This is a genomic window from Nitrospirae bacterium CG2_30_53_67 (assembly GCA_001873285.1).
Lineage (GTDB): Bacteria > CG2-30-53-67 > CG2-30-53-67 > CG2-30-53-67 > CG2-30-53-67 > CG2-30-53-67.
On sequence record MNYV01000104.1, the window covers coordinates 15,468 to 32,944 of the forward strand.

Annotated in this window: 14 protein-coding genes; 2 read left to right on the forward strand and 12 right to left on the reverse strand. The window is 50.0% G+C overall.

The window, feature by feature from the left end; translation table 11 throughout:
• Positions 1-4: 4 nt before the first annotated feature.
• The 7 genes from AUK29_06530 to AUK29_06560 all read right to left on the reverse strand — a co-directional run bounded on the left by AUK29_06530 (position 5) and on the right by AUK29_06560 (position 10,645).
• On the reverse strand, positions 5-1,534 hold the full coding sequence (locus tag AUK29_06530; protein OIP63473.1) for a hypothetical protein: 1,530 nt from the start codon (positions 1,532-1,534) through the stop codon (positions 5-7).
• Between the two features lie 365 nt (positions 1,535-1,899).
• Positions 1,900-3,936 carry a hypothetical protein gene (locus AUK29_06535; GenBank protein ID OIP63474.1) on the reverse strand — a complete coding sequence of 679 codons (2,037 nt, stop codon included), beginning with the start codon at positions 3,934-3,936 and terminating at the stop codon, positions 1,900-1,902.
• A 368-nt stretch (positions 3,937-4,304) separates the two neighbouring features.
• Positions 4,305-5,678, reverse strand: coding sequence for a radical SAM protein (locus tag AUK29_06540; GenBank protein OIP63475.1), 1,374 nt, complete (start codon positions 5,676-5,678; stop codon positions 4,305-4,307).
• A complete protein-coding gene (locus AUK29_06545; protein ID OIP63476.1) occupies positions 5,678-7,597 on the reverse strand; it encodes a methionine--tRNA ligase in 1,920 nt (639 codons plus the stop codon). The genes AUK29_06540 and AUK29_06545 overlap by 1 nt, the downstream gene beginning before the upstream one ends.
• A 38-nt stretch (positions 7,598-7,635) precedes the next feature.
• On the reverse strand, positions 7,636-8,763 hold the full coding sequence (locus AUK29_06550) for a hypothetical protein (GenBank protein ID OIP63499.1): 1,128 nt from the start codon (positions 8,761-8,763) through the stop codon (positions 7,636-7,638).
• 115 nt (positions 8,764-8,878) lie between these two features.
• Positions 8,879-9,883 (reverse strand): DNA polymerase III subunit delta', encoded by a 1,005-nt coding sequence (locus tag AUK29_06555; protein ID OIP63477.1) that lies wholly within the window; start codon positions 9,881-9,883, stop codon positions 8,879-8,881.
• Between the two features lie 123 nt (positions 9,884-10,006).
• Positions 10,007-10,645 carry a dTMP kinase gene (locus tag AUK29_06560; GenBank protein ID OIP63478.1) on the reverse strand — a complete coding sequence of 213 codons (639 nt, stop codon included), beginning with the start codon at positions 10,643-10,645 and terminating at the stop codon, positions 10,007-10,009.
• Between the two features lie 214 nt (positions 10,646-10,859).
• On the opposite strand from AUK29_06560, the gene AUK29_06565 reads away from it, so the two are divergent.
• A complete protein-coding gene (locus AUK29_06565) occupies positions 10,860-11,042 on the forward strand; it encodes a hypothetical protein (GenBank protein ID OIP63479.1) in 183 nt (60 codons plus the stop codon).
• Positions 11,043-11,111: 69 nt separating this feature from the next.
• Positions 11,112-11,366 (forward strand): hypothetical protein, encoded by a 255-nt coding sequence (locus AUK29_06570; GenBank protein ID OIP63480.1) that lies wholly within the window; start codon positions 11,112-11,114, stop codon positions 11,364-11,366.
• A 207-nt stretch (positions 11,367-11,573) separates the two neighbouring features.
• Here AUK29_06570 and AUK29_06575 read toward each other — a convergent pair whose 3' ends face one another.
• The 5 genes from AUK29_06575 to AUK29_06595 all read right to left on the reverse strand — a co-directional run bounded on the left by AUK29_06575 (position 11,574) and on the right by AUK29_06595 (position 17,386).
• Positions 11,574-13,565, reverse strand: coding sequence for a hypothetical protein (locus AUK29_06575; protein ID OIP63481.1), 1,992 nt, complete (start codon positions 13,563-13,565; stop codon positions 11,574-11,576).
• Positions 13,566-13,583: 18 nt separating this feature from the next.
• Positions 13,584-14,210, reverse strand: coding sequence for a hypothetical protein (locus AUK29_06580; protein ID OIP63482.1), 627 nt, complete (start codon positions 14,208-14,210; stop codon positions 13,584-13,586).
• Between the two features lie 76 nt (positions 14,211-14,286).
• The gene (locus tag AUK29_06585) at positions 14,287-15,843 is read right to left on the reverse strand and encodes a hypothetical protein (GenBank protein OIP63483.1); all 1,557 of its coding nucleotides are present in this window, start codon (positions 15,841-15,843) and stop codon (positions 14,287-14,289) included.
• 36 nt (positions 15,844-15,879) lie between these two features.
• Positions 15,880-16,326, reverse strand: coding sequence for a hypothetical protein (locus AUK29_06590; GenBank protein ID OIP63484.1), 447 nt, complete (start codon positions 16,324-16,326; stop codon positions 15,880-15,882).
• A gap of 469 nt (positions 16,327-16,795) precedes the next feature.
• Positions 16,796-17,386: a hypothetical protein gene (locus AUK29_06595; protein ID OIP63485.1), complete on the reverse strand. Its 591-nt coding sequence runs from the start codon at positions 17,384-17,386 to the stop codon at positions 16,796-16,798.
• Between the last annotated feature and the right edge of the window lie 91 nt (positions 17,387-17,477).

Genomic DNA, 17,477 nt, shown 5'->3' on the forward strand with positions numbered 1-17,477 from the left:
CTCTTCACCTCAGAAAAACAGCAACGACCGCCGCCCCGATCAATAAGATAAAAAAAAGAACGGACCCGAAGATCCATCGCTTACGATTCATTTTTCTGATCTCTATCTCCCTTTCAGCCGTGATCACCGGAATCGCAGACAGCACCGGAACCTTGTAGATCTCTTCGGCCTCTCGCACGCCTCTTGTGGACGTGTCAAAATAGTCTTTTAAAAAAATCAAACCGATCCCTGCGGCACAACCTGAAGCAAGACCCGCGGCAAGAAAGTGAAGATAATTCGGTTTGATCGGCTTGAGAGGAACAATGGCCGGATCGATCACCTGAAAGCGCGTTCCCCCGCTGCTGAACTCAAGATACTTCGATATCCTCGCCTCTTCATACCGTCTCAGCAGCATGTCATAAATATTCTCGTTGACATTGTAGTCCCGCTGCAAGGCCGCCAGTTGCTGCTCCTGGCTGGGGATACTGACGACTTTCTGCCCGTACTCTGCGATCTTTTTTTCCAAAGCCCCTTTCTTGGCTTCAAGCGTGCCGATCGTAATACTGATGTTGTTGTAGTCTTCCTTTAATTTCTGGTGCAGGGGATTGAGGGTCGTTAAATCCCCGGACTTCGGCGGCGCTGGATCAGAACCTTTGCTCTGTTTGGCATCGGCTTCCTTCCTGAGATGATCGAGTTCCGTCTTGATCCGGACGACGTCCGGGTGTTTCTCCGTGTAATTGGCCAGAAACTGGCTCAACTGAAATTCCAGGATCTTGATCTTGTCTCCGGTGGATGAGGCCTCCCCGGTTGACATCGAGACCACCATCGGACTTTCGCTTGACATCTGTTTCTCAATAAAGCCTTTTCTCCCCATGGCCTCCTGAATGGCCATATTGGTCTCGGCCAGGGTATCCCTGAGCCGGTCCAATTGAACGAGATTGGTATTCTGCTGACCAGGCATCTCCCCGATATGCTCCTGTTTAAACTTCCGGAGCGCATCCTCGCTTTCTTCCAGTTTCGCTTTGTATATATCCAATTGTTTCCGGATGAAATCCACAGACGAAAAGGCCTCCTCCCTCTTGAGAGAAAGGCTTTCATCAATGAAAAGGTTAACAATGGTATTGGTGATTTTCATGGCCCTCTCGGGATCGGAGTCCTGAAACGAGACGGTAAAAAGTTCCGCTCCCTTCTTCATGATGGAAACGCCATCCCGGATGGATTGGATCAGTTTTTCCATCTCCAGATTGCCCTCCATCCCCTTGTCCAGATTCAGTTTCCGGATGGTCTCGATCAGATGGGGCCGGCTGAGGGCCATCTCCTGCAGGGTCTTGAGCTGCCCCTGAAGGTCTTCGTTGACCACTCTCCGGGTTTCAATAGGATTGGGCTGCGGTTTTTGAACCTTGATGACCGTGCTCGACTCATAGATCTTCGGGAAAAAAAGACTGCTCAATGAAACGAGAGAGAACACCAAAATGAACGGGGCAAAAAAGAACCTCTTGTTTCTGAGAAAGAGCGAATAATATTCCATGAAATCCATATTATGATGCTCGATCATATCCTATGCCTTATGTTTTGCAGTAGAGCTGCCGTCAGCCCGATCATCGGAACTTGAGATCCCGTGCGCTGATCCTAAGTGGTCCTGTTCGTAAATATGGTGACGTACCGAAAGGGTCGTAGGACGGGCTATCCGCGCGCGACTCAGCGCGTACCCCTCCGGTACACCGCAAGGAGCGGAACGCCGATGAGACCGCCCTCTTGTACTCGGTTTACCGGTAACGGCACCTGTCTGCCATGGCACAGGCAGGCTCGAATGCCACCGTATTTACGAATAGGGCCACTAAACCGGAGACAAGATCAAACCCCCTGAAAATACTTAAAAAATCATTTTTATTATATCTTGGAACCCTTTAGAAGTTCAAGTTAAATCTCATGACGGTATCTTCTCTGAGCTTTCCCGCCCTTCCGGTCAGCCGGTTCCACCTCCGGATTCCGGATCGGCAGGAAAAGGTTGACCCGGGCGCCTTTCCCCTTGGCGCTTTCGATTCCGACCTCCCCCCCGTGTTCTTTGATGACCTTGTCCACAAAGGAGAGCCCCAGACCGGTCCCTCCCCTACGCGTGGTGTAAAAGGGCTCGAAAATATGAACCATCGCCTCTTTGCCGATGCCCACGCCTGTATCGGAAAAAATGATCTCTATAAACCCCTTTCTCTTTCGCGCCGTTTTTGCGGAAATCTCAAGCTCGCCTCCTTTGGGCATAGCCTGGATGGCATTCAAAATGATGTTGAGAAAAACCTGCTTCATCTGCTTATGGCTGACCGGAATATCGGGAATGGATTTGGAAAACTCCTTCCGGATGATGACGTTCTTTTCTTTGGCCTGATAACGGATAAACCGGAGGACCTGATTGAGCAGGATCCGGATGTCGATCGGGGTGGTGACCAGATGGGGGACATTGCTGTATGAAAGAAATTCCGTGGTCATGTCCGAGAGACGTTCGATTTCCTGTCCCACCACATTCAGTTTCTCGGCAATCTTTTCTTTCTCGGGGGTCTCTTTTTCCAGCTCTTTTTTTAAGAGCTCAAGGTAGATCACGATGGCGTTCAAGGGATTCTTGATTTCATGGGCCACGCCGGCAGCCACGGTTCCCATGACGGAGAACCTCTCCATCTGCATCAGCCTGGTGTGAGCCTTGTGGAGCTGGCGGTTGGAATCCACCAGTTGGAAAATCTTCTCCTGCAGAACGGAGTAGAGCTTGGAATTGGAGATGGCCGTTGCGGCCTGATGCGAAAAGATACTCAGCATCTGCAGGGTGTCTTTTTCTATTTTCTTTCTGGAAAAGCGGTTATCGGCGATGATCACGCCGATGAGGGTTTCATTCTCAATTAGGGGGATGGCGACGAAACTCGTTGTATTTCCCATGGTCTTTCTCAAATCCGGATGGACCCGGTTCTTCTGCTCCCCCCGGTTCGCGACCACAACCGGCCCTTTCTCAAAGAGGGCGGCTACCGGAAATTTTTTCTTTTCCCGGGTCGGAAAGGAAAAAGACCGGGTGAGTTCATCGAACGGGGAGTTTCCTGTCTCGATCGGGATCCCCTGTTTTCGGATCTTCTCAAAGAGGCTCCTTTCGTCTTTTGCCGGCCGCTTCTTCTTCGTCATCAGGGCCTCTTCCTGCGTAGAAGGCCCCACTCCCATTTTCCCTTCCAGATGAGTCATGTTCTCGTTTAAAAGTAGGAGCATGGCCCGGCTGAACCCGAATCCCTGCGGCGCCGTGAGAGAGGTCAGGATGACAAAGAGCTTTTCATCCAGAGAAAGGGGGCTTTGCAGAATTTGATTCAGGTCATAAAGTGTGATCAGCTTTTCATTCTGCCTCTTGATGTGCCTGGTTGCCTCATCAATCTGCTGAAGAGTCCGGAGGTTCTCCGCCGAGGTCTCCGCAATCAGCTTCGCCATGGCCACCAGAAGCTCCATGGTCTTGCTGACCTCTTCTTTGGAAACCGTATGAATCCCTTCTATGATTTTCTGAGGGATCGCCAGATCTAAAATGGCCTGGCGGAACTTTTTCTGAGGAAACGGACTTCCATCATCGAGAAGCTGGCTCGTACAGCCGTTGAGCACCGCCACAATCCGGCTTTCAACCCAGACCGGGGCCGTGACCTTGACCATCCCGGCATGGCAGGAGAAGATGGAGGACTTCCCTTCCTCCATCACGCGCTTGTGCCCCTTGTACAGGCTTTCCCTGCACCGGAAACTCCCTTCCTTGTGGTCCAGGACATACTTGCAGAATGGAGGACGGTCCGGGGGAGGGGACGTAAGAAAATTCCCTTCGGTGTCGAGAAGAAACAGGGTCTGCCCCAGGCCTAAGGATGCTTTTTTCAGGATCCTCTCGAAAGAAAGAAGATCCAAATCGTAGATGCTCCACTCTTCATTGTGCTTTTTCTTTTTCATCAGGGATACCACCCATTCAAACGCCTTGAACGCTTTGAACCTTTCCCCTTTATGGTTTTTCTCCCATTTAGTGAGTAAAAAGGGTTACGCTTCACGTGCACCGCTTTTCTCTATTTTTGTCGTTAGATCCCGGCATCTCCTTGAATCTATTCTTGCCGGGCCGGGACCGTCTGCGACGGATACTACACTGAGGTATCTTGGGGTCGAGGATTCAAGGGGTCAAGGGGTCAAGTGAAATACTGAAACGCAAGCAAAATCTCCAGAGAAAAACACTGGAACCCTTGAACCCTATGACCCTCGGCCCCTTATGTTTTTAGCATTTCACTTGACCCCTGAAACCCTTATGTTTTCACTCACTATTTTGGAGATGATCCTCTATATTATCCCACTTCATCATAATAACGCACACGGAAGCCGGCCTTCAACTCTTCAAGAGCGATTTTCCGGCATGCCGGGATATCCACATCGGGAAGAGCAACAACGGTTACGTTGACCTCCGCCCCCTTTCCGGCCTCCAGAATAAACGCTTTGACCGCCCTGTAGGCGCCCGGTCCGAAAACCGGTTTGCAGATCGCAAGATACTTTTCCTCATTTTCCGCATTCAGGCTTACGGAATAGACGTCCACCAGACCATTGAGTTCAGGAAGGATGTTTCGTTTGTGAATCAGATTTCCCTGGCCGTTGGTGTTGATGCGCACCCGTCCGCCATGCTCCTTGATCCAAAGAGCCACCTCCTTGACCAGGTCGAGCCTCAGGAGCGGCTCCCCATATCCGCAAAAGACGACCTCCCGGTATCTTTTCGGATCGCCGATCGCCCGGATGACCTCGGGAGCAGACGGCTCCGTAGCCATCCTAAGATTGTGCCCCTTGACAAAGTCGCTGTAGAACCGGACACAGAACCCGCAGGTGTTGGTGCACCGGTTGGTCACGTTGAGATACAGGGACTCCCGGATCTGATAGGCGATCTTTCCGGGAGTTTCCATGGAACCCAGGGACAAGATCTGCATGGCGTTGTGACTCGTAATCCGGCTGATATCCTCGAAGCTCAAACCCTTGACCTCGGCAAGGGTCTCGGCCACGAACCTGACATAGGACGGCTCATTGCGCTTTCCGCGGACCTGCTGGGGCGCGAGGTAGGGGGAATCAGTCTCAATCAGGATTCTCTCGATGGGGACGGCCCTTGCCGTCTCGCGCAGGGATGCGGCGTTTCTGAAGGTCAGAGAGCCGGAAAAGGAGATAAAGAATCCCAGGGAGATGGCCGTTCGGGCCGTCTCGATGCCTCCGGAAAAGCAGTGAATCACCCCTCTGACTTCATCCGCTTTTTCCTCCCTCAGAATCTTGAGGATATCCTCATCCGCCTCCCTCCCGTGGACCATGATCGGGAGGCCCGCCTCCCGGGCAATCCGAATCTGCCGGCGGAAGGCCTCCTGCTGTACTGGGACCGGTGAATGCTGGTAGTGATAATCCAGGCCGATCTCCCCGATGGCCGCCACCTTGGGATCATGGCTCAACTCCTGCAATGCCCTGGCAGATTCATCGGAAAAAGAAGAGGCCTCATGGGGATGAACGCCGATGGCAGCAGAGATGCCGTAGTCTTCGTGCCGTCTTACGAACTCAATGACCGAAGGTCCTTCCTCCACGGCGCCCACGGTCAGGATATAACCGACTCCGGCCTCCCGGGCCCGATGGAGCACCTCTTCCCGGTCTTCGTCAAATTGCGGCATGGTCAGATGTGCATGAGAATCAATCAGCATTACCTGATCCTCTTCCCCGGATCCACTTCGCCGTCAAAACCTAAAAGGACCAGTCCCTTTCCCCCTTCAACCGCCAGGACCATGCCGCAGGATTCGACCCCCATGAGCCGGGTCGGTTTCAGGTTGGCCAGCACAACCACCTTTTTGCCCAAGAGAACAGAAGGGGCGTAGGATTGGGCAATTCCGGCGACCACCTGCCGGGGCTCAGCCTCTCCGATATCCACCTGAAGCCTGATCAGGCGGTCTGACTTCGGAACCGCCTCAGCCTGACGGATCACCCCGGCGCGGAGGTCAAGGCGGGCAAAGTCCTGGATCGTGATCTCCTCTCCGGCTTTCTGTTCCGCCTCAGCCTTGTGCGAAGATTCTTTCTTTTCCACCGAGGCCCTTTCCGGTTTTTTAACCTGAGACTTCTGTTCCATCCTTGGGAAGAGCGGTTCAGAAATTCCGATCCGGCGCCCTTTTGGGGTCTTGCCCCAAACCAGAAACTCCCGCCGGCGCCACCCTTGAGCAAGGCCCAGAATGGATGCGGCCTTTTCCCCGGTCTCAGGCATAAAGGGTGAGATCAGCAGGGTGACGATCCGGAGCGTCTCCACAAGATCGTACATGACATCCTGAAGCATCCCTGCCTGAGAGGGCTCCTTGGCCAGGGTCCACGGGGCCTTCCGGTCCACGAAGCGATTGGCGGCATTGATCAGCCCCCAGATCTCCTGCAGGACCCGGCTGAACGCCAGGTCTTCCATGTAACGGTCCACATCCTGAATCACGGCCTCGGCCTTGACTTTAAGTTCGCCGCCGCCGGTCGGCGCAGGGGTGATCCCGCCGCAGTATTTGGCAAGCATGGCGGTCACGCGGCTGAAGAGGTTTCCGAGATCATTGGCCAGATCGCTGTTGAAGCGGACCACCAGGGCGCTCTCGGAAAAATCCCCATCCTGGCCGAAGGGGACCTCACGGAGAAGAAAATACCGGAAGGGATCAGATCCATACCGGTCCGTCATGACCGAAGGATCCACGACATTCCCTTTGGACTTGGACATCTTTTCCCCGTCCATGGTCCACCATCCGTGGCTGAAAACCCTTTTCGGAAGGGGAAGGTCTGCGGCCATGAGAAAGGCGGGCCAATAGACCGCGTGAAACCTCAGGATGTCCTTGCCGATGATATGGATATCCGCCGGCCAGAAGGACCGGAAACGTTCCGAATCCTCCGGGTACCCCAGGGCGGAAAGATAATTGGTCAAAGCATCGAACCAGACATAGACCACATGCCGGGGATTTCCGGGGACCGGAATGCCCCAGGAAAACGTCGTCCGGCTGATGCTGAGGTCCCGGAGCCCGCCCCGGACAAACTGAACAATTTCGTTTCTGCGGCTTGCCGGCTGGATGAAATCAGGATGCTCTTCAATATGTTTCAAGAGCCTATCCCCGTAGCGGGACATCCGGAAGAAATAGCTCTCCTCCTTGAGCCGTTCCGGGGCCCTGCCGCAGTCCGGGCACTTCCCGTTCATGAGCTGCATTTCGGTCAGGAAGGTCTCGCATGGGGTACAGTACCAGTCTTCATATTCTCCCAGGTAGATATCCCCTTTGTCCGCGACCGTGGTCCAAAGCGTCTGCACGGCCTTCTGATGGCGGGACTCGGTGGTTCGGATGAAATCCTGATTGGAGATGTGGAGCTTCTTCCAGAGATTCTGGAACCGGCCCACCACCCGGTCGGCCAGCTCGGAAGGTGTCATCCCTTGCGCCGCGGCGGTCTTCTCCACCTTCTGGCCGTGCTCATCGGTCCCTGTAAGAAAAAAGACCCGGTCTCCCATCATCCTCCGGTACCGGGCTTCTGCATCAGCCGCCACCGTGGTATACGCATGCCCGATATGGGGAACATCATTGACATAATAGATCGGCGTGGTAATGTAAAAACTCTTGGTCATGGCCGATGACTCCTCATCCATGGATCAACGGTTTTATCTTATTTGTTTTCGGAGCCGTTGGGTGATGAACCTGGGGTTTTACCCCTGGAATTCCCATGGCGCCTGCGCCTGCGCCTCCGTCTTCTCTCGGTTCCCTGCGGGCCCTGGGCCACACCGGCGATCTTTTTGATCTTGCTCAAAAGCCCTTCTTTCCGGACTTCCTGTCTCTCCTGCTCTCTGGGCGGCGAGGGCGGCGCGGCGAGAGGACGCTCTTTCTGCCTGGGGGAAAAGAGAGGTTCTCTCCGCATCCCCTTTGCATCCGCCGCATCCTGCGGCAAGGCCTGATCCGATGGTTCCGGCGCAGGCTTCTCCTCAAGCGGGAGCCCCTGCCTCAGCCGGGTCAGGTCCGGCTCAAAAATTTCAATCTGCTTTCCATCCTTCACCTGAACCGTAATCGAATCCTTCTGTAAATTGTGGGAATAAACCCTGCCCGGCCCCTCTCGGATCATGATGGTCTTCCCGATCTTGGGAAGACCTTTTCTGAAACGGCAATAGCCCGCGTTTTCATAACTCAGACAGCACATCAGACGTCCGCAGGCGCCGGAGATCTTGGCCGGGTTCAGGGTCAGATTCTGCTGTTTGGCCATCTTGATGGAAACAGGATCGAACTCCCTCACAAAGGTCTTGCAGCAGAACTCCCTGCCGCAGGTCCCCAACCCTCCGATCATCTTGGCTTCATCGCGCACCCCGATCTGGCGCATTTCAATTCGTGTACGGACTCGGGATGCAAGGTCCTTGACCAGATCCCTGAAGTCCACCCGGCCGTCCGCGGTAAAGTAGAAGATCACCTTGGACCGGTCAAAAAGGTATTCCACGTCCACCAGCTTCATCTGCATGCCTCGGGACTCAATCCTCTCGTAACAGAATTTTTTGATTTCCTGTTCCAGGACGCGGTTTTTTCGCAAGGTTTCAAGATCCTCTTGGGTCACCGACCGAAGCACCTTTTTCAACGGCTCCTTGAGATAATCCAGGCTCACCTGCTGGCGGCTTCCGGCGACCATGCCGCAGACCAGCCCGCTTGCGGTCTCGACAATCACCAGATCCCCAACCCGGAGATCCAGATCTCCCGGATCAAAGTTATAAAGCTTGCCTCCGCTTCTGAACCTGATCCCGATAAATTTCGCCATATACTCCTGAGAAGGCCCTGCCTGCGGCTGGTTCTCTTCCATGTCTTTATTCCTTATCAGATTTGTTCGATGTTCCTTTATACTGAAGGAACATCGTATTTACGAACAGGACCACTCAGCCCGCGGTCTCTTTGCCCATCCCGATCAGGGCCGCTTCCAGGGCGAACCTCTGGTTGACATTCATTCGGAGCCTCCGGATGGCCTCCTCCAGAATGTCCGCATGATTCAGGAGTGCAGCTATATCCTTGTGCCGGGATTCCTCGAGCAGCTCCGTTATCTTATCCGCATGGGTCAGCATCCCTTTTTCCCCTCTCAATTTTATGGAAATAAGATCCCGGTTCCACGATGCAAGGAACTCCAAAAATTCGATGGAATCATCGGTGTTCTTTGAAAAACTCTCGGAAACCTCAAAGATAGACCCTATGTTCCCAAGGTCCCACTTTTGAATCCTCTCCATGAAACGGTCTCTTTGAGAAAGAAGGTCCTTCTCTGCGACGTTCAATACCCTCCCCAGGCTCCCCTGCGAAACCCTTGCCATGACCTTGGCCTTGTCTTTGGACAGGCCCATCTTCCGGATCAGGATCTCCTCCACGGAATCGGTGGACAAGGGTTTGAAGCGAACCGTTCTGCATCGGGATAGAACCGTGGAGGGAAGAAGGTCCGGAAATGAGGTGATCAGGATCAGGAACGAGTCCGGAGGAGGCTCTTCCAGGGTTTTCAGGAGGGCATTGGCCGCCTGGTCCACCATCCGGTCCGCATCATCTATCATAAAGACCTTCTTCTCCCCTTCCATGGGGCGCAGGGAGATCCCGGCCTGGAGGTCACGGATCTGATCAATATAAATTTTCTCTGTAGCCCCCTTGGTCCTGGCCTCAGGAACATAGAGCCGGACATCCGGGTGTACTCCGTGACTGATCTTCCGGCAGGAAAGACATTCACCGCAGGAGTCGCCGCGGACCCGGCCGCATTCAACCGCCATGGCGAAGGCAAGGGCCGTCTGTTTCTTGCCGATGCATCCCATGCCGCTGAAGAGATAGGCATGTGAGATCCGGCCATTCGACAGCTCTCGTCCTAAAATCTCCACCGCGCCTTCCTGACCGATGATATCTGAAAACGGCATCTCCTGCTCCTTCAACCCATCTATTCAAAACAGATCGGCCGCTAAGACACGAATAAATTGAAAATTAAAGATCAAAGATAAAAAATCAAAATGGCAAATCAAAACATAAAAGATGATTCTCTCTTACAGAAGCGGCTCCATCAGGGAAAGGATCTGCCGGTGGGATGCCTCCGGACTCAGGCGCCCGTCAATCACCTTGAAGCGCTCCGGCTCCAGTTCGGCCAGATGCAGATAGCCCGTCCGGACACGGTTGTGAAAATCAACAGCCTCTTCTTCGAACCGCCCCTCTGAATGACCGATGCCCTGGTCCTTGTTTCTCTTCCTTGCCCTTTCAAGACCGATCTCGACAGGGATATCGATCAGGAGGGTCAGATCCGGCTTGAGCCCATCCGTCGCAATCTGATTCAGTCTTAGAATATGGGACCGATTGAGCCCCCTGCCATCCCCCTGATAGGCAACCGTTGCATCCATAAACCGGTCGCAGACAACGAGAAGGCCTTGATTCAGGGCGGGAAGGATCCGGCGGGCAACGTGCTGGGCCCGGTCCGCAATATACAGGAGAAGTTCCGCCATATCCGAAAGATCGGTATTTTGCGGGTCCATGAGGATCTTCCGGATCTGCTCGCCGATCCGGGTCCCTCCGGGCTCACGGGTCCGGATGTATGCCTTTCCCCGGGAGTCCAGCTCATGACAGATCAGATTCATCTGAGTGGTCTTGCCGCACCCCTCGACCCCTTCAAACGTGATCAACTTCCCTTTCATAGACCTTTTCATGTCCTGTCCCTCACGGGCAGTATAAGCAAAACACCGGGAAAATTCAAGGGAAATGGTTCGATCGAAGGGGTCTGCGACAAGACTGATGGTTCTTTGCCTGGGAAATCCAGATAATTTTTCTTGATACTTTATCCCTGCTGAGGTAGGATTGCTCATCCTTTCGTGGGCGGACGTGTGCATAAAGCGAACGCTGGACTTAGGTATGAAATACATAAACGGACAGAAGGAATTTGTTGTTCTGTCTTGGGATGATTACATGAGGATTCAAGAAATGCTTGAGGATTATGAAGATTTGAAGGAGCTCAGAAGAGCGAAGGAAGAAGCCAAGGGACAAAAGTCCATCGCCTTTGAAAAGGCGGTCAAATCTCTGAAGCTAAAGAAATAGGCTGAGCACCGCGCTGCACCTGCCCTGTGGGTTCGTTTTGCATCCCGCAGGGGAGCGATGACGTTGTGATTGAAGAACAAGTGGAATATGGAAACTGCCCAGAGGGGGCTCATGAGAAAGAACGCGTGGAGAGAGAACAAGCGTAATTGGTATTTGAAGATGACCCTCGGAAGTTTCCTTGGACTTAAACTTTTTACTACCGACGGTCACTATCGGAACATACCCAAGATTATCGTCCACTGGTGCAACCCGTTAGAGCGCCCTCCGTGTCCCGTCTTCACTATGTTTCGAAGCACTCAAGTTCATCAAATGCAAACAAAATAGACCCTCGTCGGCTCCCCACATCGCCGTGCTGCGCGGTACCGACGTGAACCAGCCCAGGAACATGGCCAAGAGCGTGATCGTGGAGTGATTATTCCGCCTCAAAGATCTCATGTTTCTGTAAAATAGAGTCGTATACTGGAAAATACTGACTACTATACCTGGTGAATAACGTTGGAAACTCATCAGAAATCAGGATTCTCTTATCTTTTACTTCGTAGCACACCCTGGCCTGGTGCACATCGTGACCAGCTTACGGGCATCCAAGGCCGTAATCATGCCGTCCCCATCAAGATCTCTCGGGTCATTAGACCCATTTGCGGGCTGATTTCTTGCTGCAAGGATTATATTCAGGTCATTTCGGTCCACATCGCCGTCTTTGTCCAGATCTCCTGGAAGCACCGTAACAGTTACGGATGCCGTGGCAATTGCTGACAAGCCGCCATTGTCTGTTACTCGCAACCCCACGGTTCCACTGAACTCCACGTGCCATGTGTGAGTTATTGTGTCTGATGTGGTACTCTCATCATAGGTTCCATCATGATCCCAATCCCATTCGTAGGAAACTATCGCACCATCCGAATCATAGGAGCCACTGGCATTAAAGGTGATAGGTAAGCCAACGGTGCTATTGTATGGCCCGTTAGCGTCGGCAACAGGCGGCTGGCTCGCACCTTCAAAATCACGAAATAAATAGGGTTGTGTGGTATATACCGTGTTTGCAACCAACGACTTATTTCCTCTCCAGATTAACAGATTTCTCACATAATAGGGGCCGTCAACAGCATTCATTCCTATCATCTTCCCGTCAAAAGTCATTGCAATTCTGTTATTCCCCACACTCATCAAGTTTGCTCCAGAGATAAATTCTATCTCTTTGCTGTTCTTATCTACCAACCGAGCGCTCCATTGATAAGTGCCTGCTTCAAGCATGGCGACTTCAATCGATACAACAAGAGTATCGAATTTACCGTTGTTATCTGTATCGTAGGCTGCATCCGAATTGTTTCCGGTTAACGCTATCTGCATTTGCTCGAACTTGCTTAAGGAATAAGCCTGGGTTTGCCATTGATTCACTGTTTTATCCGCCAGATACCATTCATTATTTTCCAATAATTGAATCAGTGCTTTAGTAACGGTATAAGGCCCATCAACGCCGATTGCATAGACATCTTCTTTGAAAAAGTTGATCGGAATTAATTGATTGGCTCCTTGGGTCAAGTCCAGTATTGAGCTGACAGTTCTTGAAACGTTATTGCTTCCCTCCAAAGTGAGCGAGATTTTGTATTTCCCAGATGTATACACATCGATTCCCAAATTCAAAACAATGTATTCATAAAAGCCGTTTGCATTCGCATCGATTCCTTGATCATTGAAAGAACCATTAAAATCGGCCAAAGGAGACCGCACACCGAAAGAAGAAAAGACGTCTCGACTAAACGGTGTGCCGCTCCCGGTTACTCCATTTACTTCTGCCATAACTGCATAGTCGCCTGGGTTTGTTGGTATATAGCCTCCTGAATACATGCCATCTCCGGCCATGTGATCTGGACTGTTGCCGTCATCACTTAGAATGATCTTGTCTTCCCCACCAGATGTGAGGTTCTTCAGAGTGGCAAGGGCAGAGGCGCCAGTTATGGGACTAGAGCCATCGAAAACAGTTGCCATTATTAGAACCGGGGCATTCACAATGTATTGAGTTTCATTAGTGAGCAGTCCAACCTTTAACCTGTTTTGAGCAATAATGTTTACCAACGCCACTTCTCCAGCAGCCGGAAGATTAATACCGTTAATTTTGACTTTCCAGCTCCCGGAAGGCGGAGTCTGGAAAGAATAGGTGTAATGATATCCCCCTAAGAAAAGGGGATTGCCCAACGAGAGTGCGGATGTCTGAAGTGTGTATGAATTATAGGCCCCGTTAAAGTTTCCAACATTGCTTGGGGTAATTGTCTGTCCATCAGGGGCAACGAGCGTAACAGAAAATAAGTCTGAAGGACTGGCGACATCAACCAACAGAGATGGGCTGACGTCAACCTCAAAGGGAATCTCGGCCGCAGGATTTCCCGGATCAAGAAAAATTGGAGTCACACGGTAAGAAGATAATGGAACTTTCTCCGCAACGGCTTTTGAATTGATCGTGATGACTGACAAAAATATTGCCAAATAAAAGATCCTCCCCAATGCTCTCATATTGGTTAACATCGCGTCCCTCCAATCCGTTTAATAGTTGATAGTCATTAAAGATTTGTCGTATTCATTGGAAAATATCATCAGTCTCCGATCTTCCAGCCAGAACAACAGCTGCGGCCAGTAGCCATTCGAAAATGAAAGTCTCTTGGTCAGAAACAATCGTTCCCTTGTCTTGAGGTTAAATATCTCAAAACAATTCATTCCCATTTTGCGGGTTGAACCAGCAATCCAGCCAATCCCTCGTCCTCTCTTGTAATAACCTGAAAGACTATAAACATACATGTGCTGGCCAGAGGGACTGATGGAGTATTCAAGAATATGTTTCCCGAAAGGCTTTATAATCTGCTTGGTGTAGATATTCTTGAGATCTCCATTATCTTCGAGAAAATCTCCTGTCTTATGGTATGTAGCCTCAACTGCCGTTTCATGCTGAGCCTTGTTCCAATCTTCTTCGGAAGCAGCGTTGACTTTCAGGTTCTGGATATCAAGCAAAAAGGGCTTATTCTCTCGGCCTCTTTTTAAATACAGTTTGTCAGGTGAACCCTTCATGCTTCTTAGATAATAGAAAGCATCAGACATGAGCTGCTCAGTATCGATCACCCCGTTCTTATATAGATTCTCTATTGAAACCTCTCTAATTTCAGCACCCGCTGTCAACGGTGCTCTCAATATAAAAGAAGTCAACGTTACTAACAAAACAGGGCCTGAAAAAACCAGAAAATCTGTTCTTTTTCTATTGAGCATATTTTAAAAACCTTATAACAGAGAGCGCCACTTCACCATCCGCAACAGAAGCGTGGTTTTTGCTGAACTGTCCGATGAAGCTGAAGTTAAAGCTTGCACTGTTTATAGTGACCATCATGTCGTTTTCCTGAAAAATTGATGTGGGTGTTTCAACGACCTCCCATATGGGAGTGTAAAACGGCCATCCACTGTCTTGACCCGTTGGCCTAACCGTAACTGAAGAGAAATTTCCTAATGCCTGGTACATAGCGTTCATAGGTCCGTTCGCTATGCTATCCCAGAGATTCGGATGTCCGGCTTCATCCAGCATTTCCTGATATTCATTCCTTTCAAGTGTTCCATTGTCATTAATGTCAGCATCGGCACCAACAGAGTAATATTGAATGTTGCTGGGCAAATGATTGGTTACATTGAACCCTGCAGTCCACGTTGTTGTAAGGTTGAGATTCGCATTGAATTGATTCTGCGTGTAACTTCCGCTTAACCAGCTGGCCATTTTCGTTAGTGCATTTGGGTTATTCAGTCTGAAATTGCTAGTTAGCTCTACCGCTCTAATATAATCGGCACCTACGGAGCCTCGATGGGGAGTGCTTAAAGTTATAAAATTATTAACGCTTAGCATCTTGTTTTGCTCCAACAAGGGGTAATGAGAGTCAAGAAATTCGCGAGTATCAAGCCCCCCTTTGCTGTGGGCTACGATCTGAATATTCTGGACACCGAATCTTCTGGCAGTCGCCATTAGTTCATTCGCAAGAGTCGCACCGTTGTTGGTTACTGTGTCTGTTGGAAGGTTAATACTATTATCGTACGGAATATGATGATTCATCAGTACCTGCGTGAATCCCCGTCTGTCCCAGAAACCTCCATCAGAGTTATTTCCATGAATTAAAACAAGGGGAGGCATTGCATCAAGAGAAAGCTCCGCCCAATCTACTGCTACAGCCCAAAATTCACTAGTCCCATATTTTGGAATGTAATTCCCAATATTGTCTTGATCAATATAAATCGTGATCCGATTCTTTGCCGGCACAGGAGTGCCCGTCGGGCTTGTAACTCTAGCAGGAAATTTTACATAATCAATGGGAATCGTAAATTCGTTCTGTTTCCATGTATTGTCGTCGCCTTGCAGGTAAAATGGAGAAATATCGTAGCCATTAAAATAGATGCGGTCTCTTTCCGGCTTCACACCGTCTGCAATGAGTTGCGTTCTTCCAGATAGGTCATAATCTACGTCCCAGACAGGCATTCGTAATTTCGCCGTCCCGGAGACAACTCCATCTATAATCAGATCTCCAGAATTAATGAGATATCCTTCTGAGTCTACCTCTCCGACGTAACGAGTGACTTCTATATCGAATTCAATTGGTCCACCGCTGCGAAACAGGTATGTGTCCAATTTTGCCGCGGTATCAATCACAAATGTGGTGTCTGATGCTTCGGGGGGATCAAACGGAGATGACCCATTATGAGCCGCAAACACAGATGAAGGAAATAAAAGTATTATTATGAGTGATAGACAAGACAAAACATGAGATTTCTTTCTCATTACAATCCCTCCTTTTTGTGCGGTACATTTCCCGGTCTATTTCAGCGTCTCGTTCAGAATTATTTCGTTTTGTCTCGTATTTCCTTGTTCGTCCACAAATTCAACATGCCATATAAAGCCAAAGGAATCCTTTTGGTTTTCTATAGGAACTGAAACAGTGAAAGAATCTAGACTTTGCTCAGTAGCATAGGGACCCATTGATTTGATTGTGACCTCTGAATCCATAATAGAAAGTTTATCAGAGGCAGATCTGATGAAGGCCCGGATGTTTGTAAGTGTTTCCCCGGTCTTGTTCTGGATAATTAATTGGATTGTGCGAGTAATTTGAGATGCACTGGTGTTTGTGGCTGTAGTTACATAGTCTGAAATAGATAGTTCCTTCATTGAAGAAAGCTCGAGTATCCGAGAAGATGCTCCAGAAGTGAGAGAGAGAAAGAAACAAAAGAAACTTAAGACAACCAATCTATTCTTGAGACTCTTCATAGTGATTCCCCTCCTTGTCCGGTAAACGTGCTGTAAGTCGTTAACCCTTAGTTCGTCTCTTTACAATGACCCAAGTGCTTGATACATGGATCAAACCTGGGTCCAATAATTTTTCACCGCTCCTTCATGGTAAAACTTTAAGAAAACCGTAGCCATTATTCTTAAAACTCTCTCCTGGCAACAAGAAGCGAAATTATACGGAAGGCCCCTCGCTCCACTTGTGGTGCACTGACTGGCGGCCTAAATGATCTGTCCAGTTCTCGCTCCTATCATTTGTCCCCACGAGAAATGCAAAAGAAGTTCGTAGCGGGGTGGTTCTTAATCAAAAATTTGGAAAATTTGCCTAAGCTAATAAAGGCAGAACGCGAAACAACAGGGGCGTAAGCAAAAACTACGCCCTGCAAGCGTATACTTAAGTATTCTGTACTGATGAATAATCTCAGAGCGTGTAATCTTTACCCTCCGGAAATTATTTCCTTTGGCGAAAATATCCCATTCCAGCCAAACTGCTTATGGCGAGCAGTATGGCTGTAGAAGGCTCCGGAACCGGAGCGACACTGGCATTTTGGATGTTAGCACTCAGAGCGTTCCCGGCTGAATCTCCCAAGGCGTTGATGGTCAAACTAAGAGAACTCGTTCCTGTGGTGAGGGTATCAAAGGTCAAAGTAGCCAAAGTGAAGCTGTCCGCCTGAAACAGATCGAGATCCCCCGGCATATCAAGGGATAGTTCAAAGAGATTTAGAACTCCAGGAACAGAGTCATCAACACTTGTAATGCTACCGAGGCCAAAAAGATCCAATTGATCTCCCAATCCCGGATCGCCAAAGGTTGCGTTGTTGAAGTACAATATAGTTGAATCAAAGAGGATATTCAGATCAAATGTACCAAGAGACGGGGGTGTGCCATTACCAAGACCTGAGACATATAGATCTACACTCACAGGATTTCCCACAGGCACTGTTTGAAATGATGGAGTTAAACCAACCGTAAAGGCGTGTAAATTCGAATAAGGAAGTAATAGAAAAAACAACGCAATAACTACCATTACCAGTCTTCTCATTGTCTCCCTCCATTTCAGCAATGTTTAAGCATTTATTGTTTGCTCGAAAAAAAATGTAATGAACTCAAATGGATATATTTCAAGGAGCATG

Excerpts from the sequence above, each read along its gene's own strand:
- AUK29_06530 (OIP63473.1), bottom strand. The coding sequence starts at position 1,534 with ATGATCGAGCATCATAATATGGATTTCATGGAATATTATTCGCTCTTT.
- AUK29_06540 (OIP63475.1), bottom strand. The coding sequence starts at position 5,678 with ATGCTGATTGATTCTCATGCACATCTGACCATGCCGCAATTTGACGAA.
- AUK29_06545 (OIP63476.1), bottom strand. The coding sequence starts at position 7,597 with ATGACCAAGAGTTTTTACATTACCACGCCGATCTATTATGTCAATGAT.
- AUK29_06550 (OIP63499.1), bottom strand. The coding sequence starts at position 8,763 with ATGGCGAAATTTATCGGGATCAGGTTCAGAAGCGGAGGCAAGCTTTAT.
- AUK29_06555 (OIP63477.1), bottom strand. The coding sequence starts at position 9,883 with ATGCCGTTTTCAGATATCATCGGTCAGGAAGGCGCGGTGGAGATTTTA.
- AUK29_06560 (OIP63478.1), bottom strand. The coding sequence starts at position 10,645 with ATGAAAGGGAAGTTGATCACGTTTGAAGGGGTCGAGGGGTGCGGCAAG.
- AUK29_06565 (OIP63479.1), top strand. The coding sequence starts at position 10,860 with ATGAAATACATAAACGGACAGAAGGAATTTGTTGTTCTGTCTTGGGAT.
- AUK29_06575 (OIP63481.1), bottom strand. The coding sequence starts at position 13,565 with ATGTTAACCAATATGAGAGCATTGGGGAGGATCTTTTATTTGGCAATA.
- AUK29_06585 (OIP63483.1), bottom strand. The coding sequence starts at position 15,843 with ATGAGAAAGAAATCTCATGTTTTGTCTTGTCTATCACTCATAATAATA.
- AUK29_06590 (OIP63484.1), bottom strand. The coding sequence starts at position 16,326 with ATGAAGAGTCTCAAGAATAGATTGGTTGTCTTAAGTTTCTTTTGTTTC.
- AUK29_06595 (OIP63485.1), bottom strand. The coding sequence starts at position 17,386 with ATGAGAAGACTGGTAATGGTAGTTATTGCGTTGTTTTTTCTATTACTT.